This is a genomic window from Sphingomonas sp. NIBR02145 (assembly GCF_027359115.1).
Taxonomy (GTDB): domain Bacteria; phylum Pseudomonadota; class Alphaproteobacteria; order Sphingomonadales; family Sphingomonadaceae; genus Sphingomonas; species Sphingomonas kyeonggiensis_A.
This window is the reverse complement of the sequence record NZ_CP114791.1, coordinates 3,504,472-3,521,395: the sequence shown is the minus strand read 5'-3', so window position 1 is coordinate 3,521,395 and position 16,924 is coordinate 3,504,472. Positions and strand designations below refer to the sequence as shown.

The window sequence follows — 16,924 nt, the reverse complement described above, 5'->3', positions numbered from 1 at the left end:
TTCCGCGCTGGTCCGGGGGCGTTCCCGCCGATCGGCCGAGCCGTCTGGTGAAGGGCTGTTAACCATGCCCGTTCACTGAACGATGAAATTGGTAAAGTAGACGTTACTAACCCCGCCAAAACCTTCCTTTTCCTTCAAAACGCCGTTGATTGCCTTGGCCAGCCGGTCCTGGATGTGGCGCTTGCCCTCGGCCGTGAACACCTCGTCCTCGGTCGTCTCGCCCAGCGCCATCAGCACCGCCGAGCGAATCGCGATCTCATGCGTCTTGATGTTCTCGAGGACGCGCTCGTCATAGGGCGTCGACACCGCGATGCCGACCTGGACGAAATGGACGCTGTCCTGGAGGTTGGAGGTGAACTCCTTCTCCATCGGATAATAGCTCGACGCGTACTTATCGCCGCCTTCGCCCTTGGGCGTCGGCTTGCCGCCATGGCCAGGGGCCTCGCCGCCCTCTTCACCGCCATGGCCGCCCTCGCCGCCTTCCTTCATCGAGGCGCGCTTCTCGTCGCTCTTGGGCACGAGATGCGGCTCATCCTTCTCCTCGGCATGCGCCGCAGCGCTGAACCAGCCCGCCTGCATGCCGTAGAAGGCCGCGCCACCGCCGCCGCCGAGCAGCACGACCGGCAGGCCGACGAGCAGCAGCAGGTTCTTCTTTTTCTTCTTCGGCGCCTCGGTGGCGCCCGCATCCTTGATATCGGCCATCATCTATCTCCGCGGGCCTCAGGCGACCCGTTCATCCTGACTGGTGGAAGAGGAAGCCTCGCGCCGCTGACCGGGCAGCGGCGCCGAAGGCTGGTTGCGCTGGGGCTGCGCATCCTGGCGCTGGCCCTGATTCATCTGCGAGCTGGCGGTGTTCGTACCGGTGCCGCCGCCATTGGAGCCGGCCGCATTGGTATCGACGCTGGTCGAGCCGATACGGATGCCGCGCTCCTGCGCGATCTCGGCAAGCTTGGGCTGGGCGTCGGCGATCAGCTGGCGCGCCGACTGGGTATCGGTGCTGAACTGGACATGCAGCCCGGCATCGTCCTGGCGGATCGCGATATCGACCTTGCCGAGCCCTTCGGGCATCAGGCTGATCTTGGTCTCGCGGACGGGCGCGGCATCGCGCAGCGCCTCGATCCGATCGAGCATCTTCGCGGTCCATTCCTGATGCTGCGTGTCGAGCGGCGCATCCTGTGCCTGACCGGCGGCTGCAACAGCGGAAGTGGTCTGGGTACCGGTCGTCGGCGCGGCGAGCGTGGAAAGCGCGGATTGCGGATCGCCTGCGGCGGTCGCACTGCCCTGCGTGCGCGGGCGATCGAAGGCGGCGAAGATCTGATCCGCGACCGACGGCGACGCGATAGCAGCGCCTTGCGCCTCAGCCGGTGTGACATCGGCAATCGACAGCTTCTGCGGCACCGCCGGCTTGTCGAGCGTGATCCGCACTACCGGCGCCTCTGCCGCGGCCTGGCGCAGCTCGCGCGGGGCCTGGGGCAGCGGAGCCTGGGATACCGGCCCGGCATCGGCGGCCGCGTCCGCAATCGTGGTCGTCACGGCAGTGGCCATGGCAGCTTCGACGGCGGGATCGACCGGCACGGCGCGCGCGGCTTGCACGGCGGGACCCGTAGCAGGCGAGGGCCCTGAAGCGACGACAGCGTCGGCTACGGGCTGGCGCGGCGCAGGCACGGCGGGACCCGCTTCGGCCACCGGCTTCGCTTGCGGCACCGCCGGCGCGGCGACCTGCGGGGCGGCCGCCTCGGCACTGGTCGCCTTTGTCGGCGCCTCGACGGCCGGCATTTCCGGCAGCGCAACCCCGGCCCGGGCATGGCGCTTGCCGCCTCCCTCGACGGTGACCGCCGACGCGACCTCGGCCTGCGCCTCGGGTTCGACTGCCGGCGTGGCTGCGGTGGCGAACCAGGCGAAAGGCGGGGGTGGCGCGTCCTCGGCGCTCGCATCCTTGTCGCCGCCATCGGCCTCGGCGCCAGCCTGCTCCTCGCTGCGCCCCTCCAGGCCCAGCACGGCATCCGGCAATTCCTTGCCGCCCTCGGCAACATCCTGCCGGCCGGGCACCAGGACCGCCGCTTCGCCCGGCTTGCCCTGGGGAGCGGCGACAGGCGCGGCGATCTTGGGCATCAGCGCTCCCAGGGCCAGCGCAAAGCCGCTCACATCCGCGGAAATCGCGGCATTCGGCTTGACGGGCCCTACGGTTACAGTGGGAAGCGCGGTGGCGAGCTGGATCAACTTCTGGTCCCCGTGAAACTGGTTCACGGAGTACTCAGCAAATATCGTGCCGATTTTTGCCCATGGGCGGAAGCTGCTCGAGCTCGCGCAATGCCTTGAGCGCGGCATCGGCTTCGGCACGGGTAATCAGCTTCTCGATGGCGTTCTGGTCGCGCCGCGCCTCACGCGTGGCGGCACGGGCCATTTCCAGGCTCTGCTCGGCGACTTCGACCCGCTTGTCGGCGGCAAAGGCGGACTGGTGGAGACGGTCGCGGAAATGCGCAGCGGCGGCGAGGCTCGACGCCGATTCGGAAGCGCTGGGCGCGGGCGCGACGTTCGCGGCGAGGTTAGCGATACGCTCGCGAAGCTTCGCTTCCTGATCGACCTTGGCGAGCGCACGAACCTCGTCGGCGCGCACCAGATCGAGCTGGAGCGTACGGACGCGGAGCAACCGGTCGAGCTTCTTGACCGACCTAGCCATGACCGAAGACGCCGACCAGCTCGGTCACGGCATCGGGCAGCGAGACGATCTCGTCGGATGCCTGGCGGATATATTCCATCACCGCCGGGTGGCAGGCGATCGCCGCGTCGATCTCGGGATCGGCGCCGGCGCGATAGGCACCCATCAGGACGAGGTCGCGATTCTCTTCATAGGTCGCGAGATGGCGGCGCAGCACGCGGGCGGCGGCGACATGATCCCTGGGCACGATATCGGTCATCACGCGGCTGACCGAGGGGCCGAGATCGATCGCGGGATAGACGCCGCGTTCGGCAAGCGCGCGGCTGAGCACGATATGGCCGTCGAGGATCGAGCGGGCCGAATCGACCACCGGATCATTGCCGTCATCACCATCCGCCAGCACCGTGTAGATCGCAGTGATCGATCCGCCGGTATGGACGTCGGTGCCGGCGCGCTCGATCAGGCTGGGCAGCATCGCGATGGCCGAGGGCGGATAGCCGCGCGCGGATGCCGGCTCGCCCAGCGCCAGGCCGATCTCGCGGCCGGCATGGGCGACGCGGGTGAGCGAATCCATGATAAGCAGCACCTTCTTGCCCTCGGCGCGGAACGCCTCGGCAATGGCAGTGGCGCGCAAGGCACCGCGAATGCGGAGCACCGGCGAATGATTGGCGGGCACCGCGACGACCACCGAGCGCGCACGGGCGGCGCCGGCGACCTTGGTCTCGAGGAAATCGGCGACTTCACGGCTACGCTCGCCGATCAGGCCGATGACGATCACGTCGGCCTGGGCGGCGCGGACCATCATGCCGAGCAGCACCGACTTGCCCACGCCCGAGCCGGCCATGATGCCGACACGCTGGCCCTGGCCGATGGTGAGCAGCCCGTTGATCGCGCGCACGCCGACATCGAGCGGCTGGAGCACGCGGCCACGGTCCAGGGGCGACTGGAGCTTGCCGGCGAGCGGCCAGCTACCCGCGCCGCGGATCGGGCCGAGCCCGTCGATCGGCTTGCCCGAGCCATCGACGACACGGCCGAGCATCGCCGCACCGACTTCCGCTTCGCCCGGCGCGCCGATCGGGCGGACCGGGGCGTTGGGGAGCAGGGCGGCGGGGCCACCAAGGTTCATCAGCAAGGTCTTGCCGGCGCGGAAGCCGATCACCTCGGCTTCGACCCGACTGTCGCCATCGCCGATCGCGCAGACCGTGCCGACGGGAAGCTGGAGGCCGACCGCCTCCATCAGCAGCCCGTCATAGGAGGACAGGCGTCCGGAGATGCGCGGGCGCGGGGCGAAATCGCTGCCGCCCAACCCCTGCAGATAGTCTTCGGCGAACAGGTTCAGCATGCGGGCGGAATCGGCACGCGGTCGATCGCCTGGGCGAGCTGTTCGAGCCACAGATCGGGGCCGTCCTCGACGATGGTCGAGGCGCTTTCGATGACGAAGCCGCCGCGCTGGACATGCGGATCGCCGACCGGGAAGACGCTGGCGGGCAGCTTGCCCTGGACGAAGGCGACATCGTCGGGATTCAGGCGAAGCAGCGCGGATTCGGCGCTGTCGGCGAGCAGGTCGACCGCGGCGTTGATCCGGGTGGCGAGGACATCGGGCGCGACGCCGACTTCGCCGACCAGCCTGGTGACCAGGTGGAGCACGGTCTGGCGGAGCTGGCCGGCCATGCGATCGCGATCGAAATGGGCACCGCTGGCGAGCGCGGCCGAGACCTGATCGAGCAAGGCCGTCTCGCGCGCGCGGACGGCATCGGCCTCTACCAGTGCGGCGGCATGGCCTTCCGCGAAACCGGCATCATGCGCGGCGGCGATCGGATCGATGAACGGGCCCGGCTCGACATGGTGCTGCGTGTCGGCGGCGAAGGGATCCCAGCCTTCGGTGGGATTGGCCTGGGGATTGGCGGGCGCGAAGTGGCGCGGCTGGGCCGGCGCTTCCTCGAACACACGGCGGCCGATCCGGTCGACCTCCGACGGCGCGAAGCCGACCCCGTCGCCAAAGGCGCGGGCCAGGACATGTTCGGCGGCGCGGATCCGCCCGGAAAAGCCCGGTGCGAACTCAGACATAGTCGTCGTCCCCGCCCTTTGACGGCATCTGCAGCGTGCCGTCCTTCACCAGGCCGCGCGCGATGGCGATCATCGCCTTCTGCGCATCGAGGACATCGGCCATCTTCATGGGCCCAAGCGATTCCATCTCGTCGCGGATGCCATCGGCGGCGCGGCTCGACATGCAGCCCAGGAAGCGTTCGCGCACCTCTTCCTCGACGCCCTTGAGCGACTTGACCAGGATCGTGGTGTCGATGTTGCGGATGAGCGTCGACAGGTTCTTGTCGTCCAGCTCGAGCAGGTTGTCGAAGACGAACATCGCCTCCTCGATCGCACGGGCGACCTCACGGTCGATCTTGGCGAGCTTGGGCATGACGCGCTGCTCGGTGATCTTGCGGGCGCCGGACAGGATCTTGGCCGCTTCGCGCGTGCCGCCGAGCTGGAGTCCGCCGCTCGACTTGCGGCCGCCCATGCCGGCACGGCCCTGGAGCATCGTCTTGAGGGTCTCGATCGCCTCGGGCGGGATCGGGCCGAGCTTCGCGATGCGGCGCAGGATCTGCGGCTGCGCGGCTTCGGGCAGATGCTCGAAAACCTTGGCGGCGATATCGGGATCGAGATTGGCGAGCAGCACCGCGGCGATCTGCGGATGCTCGTTCTCGATCATCCCGGCGATCTCCTCGGGCTCGAACCAGTCGAGCCATTCGATCGAGGCGGCCTGGCTGGCGGGCATGACGCGGGCGAGCACGCCCGAGGCACGCTCGGGGCCGAGCGCCTTGTTCATGATGCTCTCGATCCGGGGCGCAGGATCGAAGGTGACGCCGGTGCGCTCGCGTGCCTTGAACACGAAATCGTCGAGGACGATCTCGACCTCGGCTTCGCTGACATCGGCGACGTTGAACATCGCCTTGCCGAGCGAACGCACCTCTTCCGGGTCCAGCTTCTGGAGGATGGCGGCAGCCTCCTCCTCACCGACCAGCATCATCAGGACCGCGGCGCGCTCGACGCCGTTGAAGCTGCGGATGGCGTTCATTGCGCGTCTGCCTTGATCATGTCGCGCACTGCCAGAGCGGCGCGGGCCGGATTGTCGCGCGTGAAGCCGCGGACCAGGCCGACGCGCTCGTCATAGCTGTTGCCGGCGCTTTCGAGCATGTCGATCGAGACCGGCGGGGCGCCCGGGCCGGCTTCCTCGCCGGACGGACCGCTCATCGACAGCGCCGGACGGTTGCCGGCGCCGGCAGGCTCCTCGCGCTTCTTGAGCAACGCCTTGGTGAGCGGGCGGACGCCGAGGAAGAGGACGAGCAGCGCGATGACCAGCGCAGTGGCGTTGCGCGCGGCGAGCGGAACCCAGGGCGCGTCATACCAGGCCGGCCCCTTGTCGGCGGCATCGGCAGTGGTGGTGAACTTGCGGCTGATCACGGTGACCTGATCGGCGCGGCCCTGATTATAGCCGACCGCGGCCTGGACCAGCTGGGTGACCTGCTGGATCTCGACCTGCGAGCGCGGCTTGCCCGATTCCTCGCGCAGCAGCACCGCGACCGAGAGGCGCTTGATGCCGCCCGGGGCCTGGCGGGTGACCGAGACCTGCTTGCCGGTCTCATAGGTGCGAGTGAAGCTGTCGCTCTGCTTCTGCGGCGTCGCCTGGCTGGCGCCGGCCGCAGTGGTGGTGCCGGGGGCGGCAGCTGCACCGGGGGTCGGCTGGGCGTTGGGCGCGGTGATCGTGCTGGCGGGCGGCGGTGTGTTGGAGAGCGCGCCGGGAATGCCGCCGGGAGCCTGGCCATCCTTGGAGCCGGTCCAGGCGCCCTGCTCGGCGGCGAGGACGGCGCCTTCCTTGTCATAGCTTTCGCGGGTCGCCTGGTTCTCGTCCAGGTCGACATCGGCCTGGACTTCGGCGGTGAAGTTGCCTGCGCCGACCAGCGGGGTCAGCAGCTGGACGAGCTGCTCGCGATACTTGTCCTCGATGCGGCGCTGATAGTCGATGCGGGCGTCGCTGGCCGAATTGGCGTCGCCGCCCTTCTTCGAGAGCAGGGCACCCATCTGGTCGACGATGGTGACGCCCTCCGGCGCCATGCCGGGGACCGACGAGGCGACGAGGTTGACGATCGCGCGGGTCTGCGCGTCGCCGAGCGCGCGGCCGGGTTGGAGCTTGAGGATCACCGAAGCGGTGGGCTGCGCCTTGTCGCGCACGAAGACGCTGGCCTCGGGGGTGGCGAGGTGGACGCGGGCCTCGGCGACCGAATCGATCTCCTCGATCGAGCGGGCGAGCTCGGTCTCGCGGGCCTGGCGCAGGCGCTCGCCCTCGACGGCGCGGGAAACGCCCATCGGGAGCTGGTCGAGGATCTGGTAGCCGCCAGGCGCTGCCTTGGGCAGGTTCTGGCTGGCGAGCAGCATCCGGGCCTTGTGGAAATCATCCTCGGCGACGGTGATCGAGCCCGAGCTGTCGATGCTCGACTTGATGCTGGCGCCGTCGAGTGCGGTGGTGATCGCCGCCTTGTCGGCATCGGTCACGTTGGCGAACAGGATCCGCTGCGGCGGGGTCGAGACCAGCGACCAGGCGAGGAAGCCGGCGGCGACCAGGCCGATCAGGAAGATCAGCGGCATCGCGCGCTTCACGGCGGGCTGGGCGAGGATGCCGCGCATCTGGGCGAGCGGCGCGCCGAAACGGCCCGCGGAGGCAGGCAGGAGGGGCGCATCGGTGGAGGTGAGGGCGTTGCTCATGGATTACACCGGCATGCTCATGATGTCCTTGTAAGCGGACAGGAGTTTGTTGCGGACCTGCAGGGTCGCCTCGAAGCCGACCGAGGCTTGCTGGCGGGCGAGCATCACCTTGGCGATGTCCACGGTCTCGCCGCGTTCATAGGCCTCGGACAGTGCACCGGCCTGAGCCTGGGACTGGTTGACCTGCTTGAACGCCTCTTCCATCGACGAGGTGAAGCTGGTCGACTTGGTGCCCGAGGCGCCGGTGATCGTGCCGGCGGGCGTCTCGTTGGCCTTGGCGAGCGCGGCGTTGCGCTCGAGGATCTGGGCGCGGAGCGCCATGACCCGATCGACGCTCATCGCGCCGCCGCCGATACCGTCAACGCCGCTCATGCCGAAGCCCTCGCCTTACCGAAGTCGATGCTCTCGCCCTGCTCGCGCGCCTTGGCGAGGCGGTAGCGCAGGGTGCGCTCGGAGATGCCGAGCCGCTTCGCCGTCTCGATCCGGCTGCCGCCGCATTCGGCGAGCACGTCGCGGATCGCCGCGAATTCGTGGATCTGGACGATGTTCGACAGCGTGCCCGCAGTCTCGACCTCGATACGGCGCGCCACGGGGCGGTCGAAGATCAGGTGCTCGGGATCGATGGTGCGGCCGCCGCAGAGCAGCAGCGCGCGCTGGATGACATTCTCGAGCTCGCGGACATTGCCGGGCCAGTCATGGCCAAGAAGCGCGTCGAGCGCGGCGTTCGAGATCCACGGCATCGCGCCGCGGCCGCCGGCGTGGCGCACCACCATCGCGGCCGACAGCGCGGCGATGTCGCCGGGGCGATCGGCGAGCGCGCGGGTGGCGAGCGGGAAGACCGAGAGGCGATAGTACAAGTCGGCGCGGAAGCGGCCGGCGGTGACTTCGCCCTGCAGATCGCGGTTGGCGCAGGCGATGACGCGGACGTCGACCTTCTCCGGCATGGTCCCGCCGATCGGCACGACTTCGCGCTCCTGCAGCACGCGGAGCAGCTTGGCCTGAAGGTTAAGCGGCATCTCGGCGATCTCGTCGAGCAGCAGGGTGCCGCCATGCGCGGCGCGGAAGAAGCCCTGGCCGCCCGAGGAGGCACCGGTGAACGCGCCCTTCTGGTGGCCGAACAGCATCGCCTCGAGCATAGTCTCGGGCAGCGCCGCGCAGTTGATCGCCACGAACGGCCCGTCCTTGCGGGCGGAGTTGTGGTGGATCGCGCGGGCCAGCACTTCCTTGCCAGTGCCCGTCGGGCCGTTGATCAGCACGGTGATGTCGGATGCGGCGACGCGCTCGGCCAGCGCGAGCAGCGCCAGGCTCTCGGGATCGGCGGCGACGGGCTCGTGCGGGCCGCGCAGCAGCGCGGTCGCGAAGCCGGCACCGACCGCGGCGTCGTCCGAGGTATAGGAAAGGCGGGCGGGGTTGCCGTCGCCGAACGCGATCGCCTGACGGCCTTCGTCGCCGAGGATCAGCGTGCGCGCGGCGGCCGGGGGCACTTCGCCTTCCGCCACCAGGAACAGGTCATGCGCGCTCGCGCGGCCGTCCTCGCCCGCGCCGATCGCAAAGCCCTGGGCCCGCAGCGACGAGACGAGCGCATATTTCTGGCGAAGCACGGCGGCCGACGGAAGGATGGATCGCATTGTTACCCCCTGAGACACATCCCCTTTTGAGACTAATCTGGTTAACGACGCGTAAAATTGCCCATTTCGAGACCGCTTTGGTCCGGGCGCGTCTACGCGTGCGCACGTAGAGCCGAAATTTTTCGCTTAAGCCGGGCGAAAGCCGGCCGTTCCTTGCCTTGGCGGCTCCGAGCTCCCGTTCAGGGGGGTACGCGGGAAGCCGACGAGCATGGAGTAACGAACATGACTGTTATCGCGACCAACACCGCGGCGCTGCGCGCCGCCAATGCTTCGAGCGGCGCCAACAAGGCGCTGAGCACTGCCATGGAGCGCCTGTCGACCGGCAAGCGCATCAACAGCGCGAAGGACGACGCCGCCGGCCTGGCGATCGCCAACACCATGACCGCGTCGATCCGCGGCATGAACCAGGGCATCCGCAACGCCAATGACGGCATCTCGATGGCGCAGACCGCAGAAGGCGCGCTGAGCGAAGTCACCAACATGCTGCAGCGTATCCGCGAGCTGGCCGTCCAGTCGGCTTCGGGCACCTATTCGGACGACGACCGCAGCAACCTGCAGACCGAAGTGACCGCGCTCACCACGCAGATCACCAACATCCTGAGCAACACCACCTTCAACGGCGTCGCCCTGTTCGACGGCACTGCGGGTGATTCGGGCTCGGTCACCATCCAGGCCGGCGCCAACGCCGCCGACAAGGTGACCCTGGACTTCAGCGACATCGACCTCGACGACGCCGTCGCGGTCGACATCTCGGACGCGGACGGTGCGGAAGACGCGCAGACCACGATCGACGACGCTCTGAAGACCGTGAACACCGCCCGCGCCAGCCTCGGCGCCGGCCAGAGCCAGCTCGAGTCGGTGGTGAACAACCTGCAGTCGAACGTGGCGAACCTTAGCGACGCCCGCAGCCGGATCGAGGACACCGACTTCTCGACCGAAACCGCGGCGCTCGCCAAGGCACAGATCCTCTCGCAGGCTTCGACGGCGATGCTCGCCCAGGCGAACCAGAGCCAGCAGACGGTTCTTTCGCTTCTCCGATAAGCGCGTGCCGGTCGGGGTGTCACCCCCCTGACAGGCGCCGCGGCCGGTCACCCCTTGCCATACCAAGGGGGCGCATGGGGAACCCCGGTGGTCGCGTACCACCGGGGTTTTTCTTTGCGCATGTTCCCGTGCGCTCCACGCGGACCGGAATGTCGAGATGGATCGGCCGATTCCCGGCGAAGGCCGGGGCCCAGTTGCAATGTCGTTCGAGAGGTTCCAGCGCCGACGATAGGGCGCTGGGGAACCGTAAGGCCGATGAACGCCCGGGCTTACTTCTTCTCCGGCCGGCCGCCCGGCTTCCATTCAGGCTTGGCGGCGCTGTTGGCCAGCGACTGGAGCGGCGCAACCAGCGACTGGATCGCGCGGGTCATGAACGCGATGTCGAGATTCTCCAGCGTGTCCTGCGCGGTGTGATAGTTGGGCGTGACCGCCCAGCCCGAGATGGTGTGCGCCACCACCCCGCGCACCGCGAGCGAATAATTGTCCGAACGCTCGAAGAAATGCTGGTCCGGATAGGGATCGGAAGTGACCAGCGCGCCATGCGCCTTGAGCGTCTCGCCCAGGGTCGAGCGCTCGAAGCCGGTCATCATCATCGTGCCGGCGGGAAGCTTGGGATCCTGCGCGCCGATCATCTCGATCTCGATATTGGCGACAATCTGGTCGAGTGGCACCGGCGGGTGATCGCCGAAATAGCTGGAGCCATAGCCGCCGATCTCCTCGCTGCCATAGGCGACGAACAGCAGACCGCGCTTGGTCTGCTTCGCCGCAGCCAGGGCGCGGGCGAGCTCGAGCACCGCAGTGGTTCCCGAGGCATCGTCATTGGCGCCGTGCATGATCGTGCCGTCGGGCCGCACGCCGAGGTGATCGAGATGCGCGCTGACCAGGATCACGCCCGCCTTGGGATCGCTGCCCGGCAGCCAGCCGATCGCATTGGTGGTGATCGCTTCTTCCTTCACCACCGGCAGCACGAAGCTGACGGGCGCGCCGGCCTGGGCGATCGCCTTGTCGAAATCGGCCGAGGGCAAAGTCGCGAGCGCGGCGTAGCTCGGCGGCGCCTTGCCCTCGAGCCCGGCGGGCAGGCGCGGCTTGCCGCCCAGGCCCTTGACCATGTTCTGGGTCATCTCGCTCTCGCGGACGATGACCAGCTTAACGCCCGCGGCAGTGGCGGCGCGAACCAGCGCCATCGGCGAGCCCTTGCCGCCGGTGACGAACAGCACGTCGACATGCGGGACCTTGGCGGGATCCTCGCCGTCGAACACCGCCGAAGTGCCCGAGACCGGATCGACCGAGCCGACCAGCACGGTAGGCGCTGCCGCCGGCTTGCCGCCGATCGTCAGCGTCGCCGGGCCGCCGGCCGCATAGCGGATGATCTTCGCGGGCTGCAGATAACCGGGCATGCCCGGCGCCGGCTTGAGCCCATAGCCTTCGAACTGCGAGGCGACATAAGCGGCGGCGATCGCCTCGTCGCGGGTGGCGCTGCCGCGGCCCTGCAACGCATCGCTGGCAAGGAAGCTCTCATGCGCGCGGACCCATTCGGGGCGGACGGTCCATTTGTCCTGCGCGAGCGCCGGCGAGGCCGTCATTGCGAACGCCAGCGCGCCGGCCAGGAACAGATGCTTGGTCACGTGAAATCCCCCGAATTGTTCGGGGCGGATGTGTGCGGCATGCGCCGGGGCCGCGCAAGCGGGGCGCGGGCGGAAAGTTTCGAAAGTTACGATTTGGCGCCGCAGCACAGTTATCCGGGCGAAAGCCGGGATAACGGATTATGTCAGCCTTCGCGCGAGGCCCTTTTTCAGCTTCGCATGCGCCGAGGCCTTGATCTGGCAGATGCGCGCGGCGCCGACGCCGAGCACCTGGCCGATCTCCTCGAGGTTCAGTTCCTCGACATAATAGAGCTGGATCACCTGCTGCTCGCGCTCGGGGAGTTCGGTGATCGCAGCGATCAGTGCCTGGCGCTGGTCGCTTTCGGCGAGCTGGTCGAAGGCATTGGGCTCGTCGGACATGAACCAGGGGCTCTCGTCCGAATAGGTGTCGTCGATCGAATCGAAGCGCACCGCCTCGGCATTGGCATAGTCGGTGCGCAGCTTCTCGGTCGTGACGCCGAGCCTGGCCGCGACCTGGTCGTCATCGGGCGCATGGCCCAGCTCCTGGGTCAGCACCGATACCGCCTCCTGATAGGCCTTGCGCCGGCGCATCGCCCCGCGCGTGGTCGTCGCCTGGCGGCGCAGCTCGTCGATCATCGCGCCGCGCAGCCGGGTGGCGAGATATTGCTCGAAGGTCACCTGCCCGCGATCCTCGAAGCTCCCCGCCGCCTCGATCAGCGCGACCAGCCCGACCTGGATCAGGTCCTCGACCTCGACCAGCGAGCTCATCGAACCATGGATGTGCCAGGCGATGCGGCGGACCAGCGGCAGGTGCTTGCGCACCAGCGCCTCCGGATCGCGATGCGGCGTGGTCGGCGTATAGACTAGGGGCGAGAGAGCCAGTGATGCCATGGCGTCAAGTTTCCCTGGGGTGAAAGCATTCATGCGGGCAGCGCCTCCGGCGCACCGATCACGGCGATGACTTCGACGGCCTTGTCCTCGGGCACTTCGAAGAAGCTCATCACCGGCGTGTCGGGCAGGACGTTGCGGACGAGCTTGCGGATCGCGATGCGGATCGAAGGCTGGACGACAAGCGCGAAGGGCTTGGCCTCGGCGATTAGCGGCTGGGCGGCGCGCTGGAGCGCATCGGCGATGCGGCGGCCGAGATCGGGCTCGATCGTGTGGCGGCGCGACGGATCGGAACGAACCGCCTGGCCGAGCAGCGCTTCGAGCTGGCCTTCGAGTGTCATCACCCGCAGCGGCTCGCGCACGCCGCACAGGCGCTGGATGATCAGCGGGCCGAGCTCGGGACGGATCAGCTCGATCAGCTCCTCGGCATCGAGCGTGCGCTGGGCGGCGACGGCGATGGCGGCGGCGATGCGACGGAATTCCTTGAGCGGGATGCTCTCGGCGAGCAGGCCGCGCAGAATCTGGGTGAGCGTGGTGAGCGGCACCGGCGCCGGGGTGAGCGCCGCGACCAGCTGGGGCGAGCGCTCCTTGAGCCCTTCGAGCAGCGACTGGACCTCATCGGCGCCGAGCAGATCGGACGCGTTCTGGATCAGGCACTGGTTGAGGTGCGTGGCGATCACCGTGCCCGGATCGACGACGAGATAGCCAAGGCCGATCGCAGCATCCGAATCGCCTTGGGCGATCCACATCGCGTCGAGCCCGAAGGTCGGGTCCTTGACCTGCTTGCCCTGGAGGCGGCCGGCGGCCTGGCCGGTGTCGATCGCCAGCACCTCGTCGGGCGAGACATTGTCCTCGGCCATGACGACGCCGCCGATGACGATGCGATAGGTGAAGGGCGCGAGGTTGATGTCGTCGCGCACGCGCACCTGCGGGACGACGAAGCCGAGCTCCTTGGAGAGCTGCCGGCGCACCCCGGTGATCCGGCCCATCAGCGGGCCGCCGCGACGCTCGTCGACCAGCGGCACCAGGCCGTAGCCGATGTCGAGCATCACCTGCATGTTGTCGGTGACTTCGTCCCAGCCGATCTTCGACAGGTCGGTCGGCTCGGCCGGGGGCGCGGCGACAATCTTCGGACGGAGCGAAACCTTGCGGAGGTGCCAGGCGGCGAAGCCCGCGCCCGCGGCGGCCGGCAGCATCAGGAAATGCGGCATGCCCGGGAAGACGCCGAGCAGGCCGAGGATGACCGCGACCGGGGTCCAGGTCTTGTGGCTGGCGAACTGGCTGCCGATCTGGCCAGCGAGATCGTCGCTCGACTTGACGCGGGTGACGATGGCGGCGGCCGCGATCGAGAGCAGCAGCGCCGGAACCTGGGCGACCAGCGCGTCACCGATGGCGAGCAGGACATAGGTCGAGGCTGCCTCGCCCACCGCCATCTGGTGGCTGGCGACGCCGAGGATCAGGCCGCCGACCACGTTGATCGCGAGGATCAGCAGGCCGGCGATCGCATCGCCCTTCACGAACTTGGACGAACCGTCCATCGCGCCGTAGAAATCGGCTTCGGTCGAGACTTCGAGGCGCTTGGCGCGGGCATCGTCGGGAGTGATCAGGCCGGCATTGAGATCGGCGTCGATCGCCATCTGCTTGCCGGGCAGGGCATCGAGGGTGAAGCGGGCCGACACTTCGGAGACGCGGCCGGCACCCTTGGTCACCACGATCATGTTGATGATGACGATGACGGCGAACACGACCAGGCCGACGACATAGTCGCCGCCGATCATGAAGGTGCCGAACGCCTCGATCACATGGCCGGCGGCGCTTTCGCCCTCATGGCCATGGACCAGCACGACGCGGGTCGAGGCAACGTTGAGGCCGAGGCGGAACAGCGTGGCGAACAGCAGCACGGTGGGGAAGGCGGAGAAGTCGAGCGGCTTCTGCGCGTTCAGCGCCACCATCAGCACCGCGAGGCTGATCATGATGTTGAGGATGAAGAAGGCGTCGAGCAGGAAGGCCGGGATCGGCACCACCATCAGCGCGACGAGCAACAGGATCGCGCCGGGCAGCGCGAAGCTCTTGGCGGCGGGCACTGCGCCCGCGGGAAGCGACATGGCAGACACTAGGGGTTACGCTCCCAGGTTCGCGAGCATGAGATAGGCGAGGCGGGCGTTTTCCGGCGTCGGGCGCAGCGGATCGATGCGGCGGCCGAGCGGATCGCTGGCATTGGCGCCCTGCGAGACATTGAGCTGGGCGAGTGTGTTCTGCACCCAGTGCCGGTCGCTATCGACAGCGCCGTTGCCGAGTACGACTTCATTGTCGCCATCGCTCCAGGCGCGGGCGGCGGCGCTGAAACTGCCATCCAGGCCGTCCGAGGCGAGGCCGCTGGCACCGCCTGCGGCAGCGCCCTGGTCGAGCTTGCCGGCGAAGCGGCTGTAGATCTCCGAAAGCGTGCGCGGCTGGCCGTTCGAAGCGTAGAACACGCTGCGATTGGCGCGTGCGGCGGCGGGGAACATGCTGGCGCCGGTGCGGCCCGGGCTCTCCGCCATCGCGCTCAGGAACTTGTCGGCGCCGCCCAGGCCCAGAAAGTGCGCCATATAAAGGTCGGTGCCGGTGGCCGGGCGGCCAAGGCTGTCCTCGAGCGACGCCTTGTTGTCGGCGGCATGCTCGGCGGCCATCAGCGAGGCGGTCTGCGGATCGCTGCGCAGGTTGAGGATCGCGCTGCGGGCGGCGGGATCACTCACCACATAGCGCCCGGTGCTGGTCTGCTTGATGCTGTCGGCGGCCCAGGACAGGCCGTGCTCGGCGCCGTGCTGCTTGACCACGCCGAGCCAGCTCTGCTCGATGAACTGGTAGAGGCCGGTCGCCGAGGAGGTGCCGGCGCGCGCGTCCGCCTTCAACCCGCTCTCGACCTGTGCCTGGCCGAGCAGATAGTTGAAGTCGATGCCGGTCTTGCGGCTCGCCGCGGCGATCGCCGTCTGGACGCTTGCCCTGGTATTGACCGAAGTGACGCTCATCTGGTCCTGATCCGGATTGCCCTTATTCGGGGCTATCGGAGCAAGTACCGTGCCAGTTCTGGTTAATGCGGGTTAGGGACGCCCGCTCAGGCGAGGGCGTAGCCGCCGGCCTTGTAGGAAGGCGCCTGCTGACCGGAAAGGATTTGCAGGCGGCGGCGAACATTTGCCGCCATCAGGTTCACATAGATGCGGCAGGTCTCGTTGAGCTTGTGCGCTTCCGCCGCCAGCTCGCGGATCTCGGGGCCCGGAGCCTCGCCGTCATAGAGTGCCACCGTGTCGATCGCGGCAAGCTTGGCCTGGGTGGCCTTTTCCAATCCGGCGACATCGCTCGCCTTCAGCGCCGCAATCTCGGCATGGAGGCATTCGATCACCTGGATGAGCGCGTCGCGCCGGGTCATTGGTTCGGCTTCCATTCGAGCTTGTACGCGAGCAGGCGATCGGCGATCTCGGCCGGATAGAGCGGGAAGCGCTTCTCCTGGATCGCCTTGCGGATCCGGGCGACGCGCTCGGCATCGACCGGCGGCCGGGCCGCCTCGCTGCTCGCTATATCCGCCGCGGCGCTCTGCACCGCCGGCGTGTCGCTCGCCACCGGACGCACCGAAGCGACCCGGGCAGCGGGTTCAACGGGCACAGTGCGACGGTCGGTAACCGCGCCTGCCTTCGTGCCGATTGATTCCACCATTGCCTGCAATCCTCGCTATGCCTGCAGCCCTTCAAACGGCCGCCGCACGCGAAACTTTACCGAAAAATTTCAGCCACCCTCGGCATAGCCCGGCAGGCGCGCACGGCCGGGCTCGATCGCGATCGCCTGGATCGGCGGCTGCTTGTCATCGACCTTCACGCTCATCCGGCCGCCGGCGGGCGCGTCGTTCACCGCAACGCCCTGGCGCGAGATCGAGAAGCCCTCCGACCCCGCCTCGACCGTAACGGAATCGCCGCGCTTGATCACCGGCTCGGCCTTCACCGCAACGGGCGGGCGGACGACGATATTGGCAGGCATCGGCGCAGGCACCGCGGCCTTGGGCCGGGGTACCGCGGCGACCGGCACGAAGATCTTCCAGGCCGGCGCCATGCAGCGAACCACGACCGCGTCATGCCCCTCGCTGCGCCATTCGAGCTGGGGCGCGGCGCAGCGGGTGAGCTTCAGGCGCGCATCGATCGGCGCGATCGCCCCACCCTGCTCGCCGACCGACTTGCCGGTAAACTGCGCGACGACGGTATCGAGCACCGCAGTCGACTGGAAATCCTGCGCGCCGGCGGGCGCGGCGGCGATCATGGCAATGGCGAGGAGCATCTTCTTCTCCTTGTGGAAAGAGCGGCAAGGGGCGGCAATTG

At 68.4% G+C, this 16,924-nt stretch carries 17 protein-coding genes; 1 reads left to right on the top strand and 16 read right to left on the bottom strand.

Features of this window, described 5'->3' with window-relative positions; all coding sequences use genetic code 11:
* Positions 1-72 precede the first annotated feature (72 nt).
* Genes O3305_RS15955 through O3305_RS15915 form a run of 9 tightly spaced genes read right to left on the bottom strand, consistent with a single transcriptional unit; the run spans position 73 to position 9,048 of the window.
* Positions 73-702, bottom strand: coding sequence for a flagellar basal body-associated FliL family protein (locus O3305_RS15955; RefSeq protein ID WP_269573418.1), 630 nt, complete (start codon positions 700-702; stop codon positions 73-75).
* 18 nt (positions 703-720) lie between these two features.
* Positions 721-2,247, bottom strand: a complete 1,527-nt coding sequence (locus O3305_RS15950; protein ID WP_269573417.1) for a flagellar hook-length control protein FliK — start codon at positions 2,245-2,247, stop codon at positions 721-723.
* Between the two features lie 7 nt (positions 2,248-2,254).
* On the bottom strand, positions 2,255-2,680 hold the full coding sequence (locus O3305_RS15945) for a hypothetical protein (protein ID WP_269573416.1): 426 nt from the start codon (positions 2,678-2,680) through the stop codon (positions 2,255-2,257).
* Positions 2,673-4,001 carry a FliI/YscN family ATPase gene (locus O3305_RS15940; protein ID WP_269573415.1) on the bottom strand — a complete coding sequence of 443 codons (1,329 nt, stop codon included), beginning with the start codon at positions 3,999-4,001 and terminating at the stop codon, positions 2,673-2,675. Before O3305_RS15940 ends, O3305_RS15945 begins: the two co-directional genes overlap by 8 nt.
* Positions 3,995-4,726, bottom strand: coding sequence for a FliH/SctL family protein (locus O3305_RS15935; protein ID WP_269573414.1), 732 nt, complete (start codon positions 4,724-4,726; stop codon positions 3,995-3,997). The genes O3305_RS15940 and O3305_RS15935 overlap by 7 nt, the downstream gene beginning before the upstream one ends.
* On the bottom strand, positions 4,719-5,735 hold the full coding sequence (gene fliG / locus O3305_RS15930; protein ID WP_184163042.1) for a flagellar motor switch protein FliG: 1,017 nt from the start codon (positions 5,733-5,735) through the stop codon (positions 4,719-4,721). Before fliG ends, O3305_RS15935 begins: the two co-directional genes overlap by 8 nt.
* Positions 5,732-7,420, bottom strand: coding sequence for a flagellar basal-body MS-ring/collar protein FliF (gene fliF / locus O3305_RS15925; protein ID WP_269573413.1), 1,689 nt, complete (start codon positions 7,418-7,420; stop codon positions 5,732-5,734). The genes fliG and fliF overlap by 4 nt, the downstream gene beginning before the upstream one ends.
* Before the next feature lie 3 nt (positions 7,421-7,423).
* Complete coding sequence (gene fliE / locus O3305_RS15920) at positions 7,424-7,792, bottom strand: flagellar hook-basal body complex protein FliE (RefSeq protein WP_184163048.1); 369 nt, start codon at positions 7,790-7,792, stop codon at positions 7,424-7,426.
* Positions 7,789-9,048, bottom strand: coding sequence for a sigma-54 interaction domain-containing protein (locus tag O3305_RS15915; RefSeq protein ID WP_269573412.1), 1,260 nt, complete (start codon positions 9,046-9,048; stop codon positions 7,789-7,791). The genes fliE and O3305_RS15915 overlap by 4 nt, the downstream gene beginning before the upstream one ends.
* Before the next feature lie 222 nt (positions 9,049-9,270).
* On the opposite strand from O3305_RS15915, the gene O3305_RS15910 reads away from it, so the two are divergent.
* Positions 9,271-10,089: a flagellin N-terminal helical domain-containing protein gene (locus O3305_RS15910; RefSeq protein ID WP_269573411.1), complete on the top strand. Its 819-nt coding sequence runs from the start codon at positions 9,271-9,273 to the stop codon at positions 10,087-10,089.
* Positions 10,090-10,358: 269 nt separating this feature from the next.
* On the opposite strand, the gene O3305_RS15905 is transcribed toward O3305_RS15910, so the two are convergent.
* The 7 genes from O3305_RS15905 to O3305_RS15875 all read right to left on the bottom strand — a co-directional run bounded on the left by O3305_RS15905 (position 10,359) and on the right by O3305_RS15875 (position 16,883).
* Complete coding sequence (locus tag O3305_RS15905; RefSeq protein ID WP_269573410.1) at positions 10,359-11,714, bottom strand: M28 family metallopeptidase; 1,356 nt, start codon at positions 11,712-11,714, stop codon at positions 10,359-10,361.
* Positions 11,715-11,852: 138 nt separating this feature from the next.
* Positions 11,853-12,584 (bottom strand): sigma-70 family RNA polymerase sigma factor, encoded by a 732-nt coding sequence (locus O3305_RS15900; RefSeq protein ID WP_269573409.1) that lies wholly within the window; start codon positions 12,582-12,584, stop codon positions 11,853-11,855.
* Between the two features lie 29 nt (positions 12,585-12,613).
* Positions 12,614-14,686: a flagellar biosynthesis protein FlhA gene (gene flhA, locus O3305_RS15895; RefSeq protein ID WP_269573408.1), complete on the bottom strand. Its 2,073-nt coding sequence runs from the start codon at positions 14,684-14,686 to the stop codon at positions 12,614-12,616.
* A 15-nt stretch (positions 14,687-14,701) separates the two neighbouring features.
* On the bottom strand, positions 14,702-15,589 hold the full coding sequence (locus O3305_RS15890; RefSeq protein ID WP_269573407.1) for a lytic transglycosylase domain-containing protein: 888 nt from the start codon (positions 15,587-15,589) through the stop codon (positions 14,702-14,704).
* 86 nt (positions 15,590-15,675) lie between these two features.
* The gene (locus O3305_RS15885) at positions 15,676-15,987 is read right to left on the bottom strand and encodes a flagellar protein FlgN (protein WP_269573406.1); all 312 of its coding nucleotides are present in this window, start codon (positions 15,985-15,987) and stop codon (positions 15,676-15,678) included.
* Positions 15,984-16,271 (bottom strand): flagellar biosynthesis anti-sigma factor FlgM, encoded by a 288-nt coding sequence (locus O3305_RS15880; RefSeq protein ID WP_269573405.1) that lies wholly within the window; start codon positions 16,269-16,271, stop codon positions 15,984-15,986. Before O3305_RS15880 ends, O3305_RS15885 begins: the two co-directional genes overlap by 4 nt.
* A 69-nt stretch (positions 16,272-16,340) precedes the next feature.
* Positions 16,341-16,883 carry a flagella basal body P-ring formation protein FlgA gene (locus O3305_RS15875; protein ID WP_269573404.1) on the bottom strand — a complete coding sequence of 181 codons (543 nt, stop codon included), beginning with the start codon at positions 16,881-16,883 and terminating at the stop codon, positions 16,341-16,343.
* Positions 16,884-16,924 lie beyond the last annotated feature (41 nt).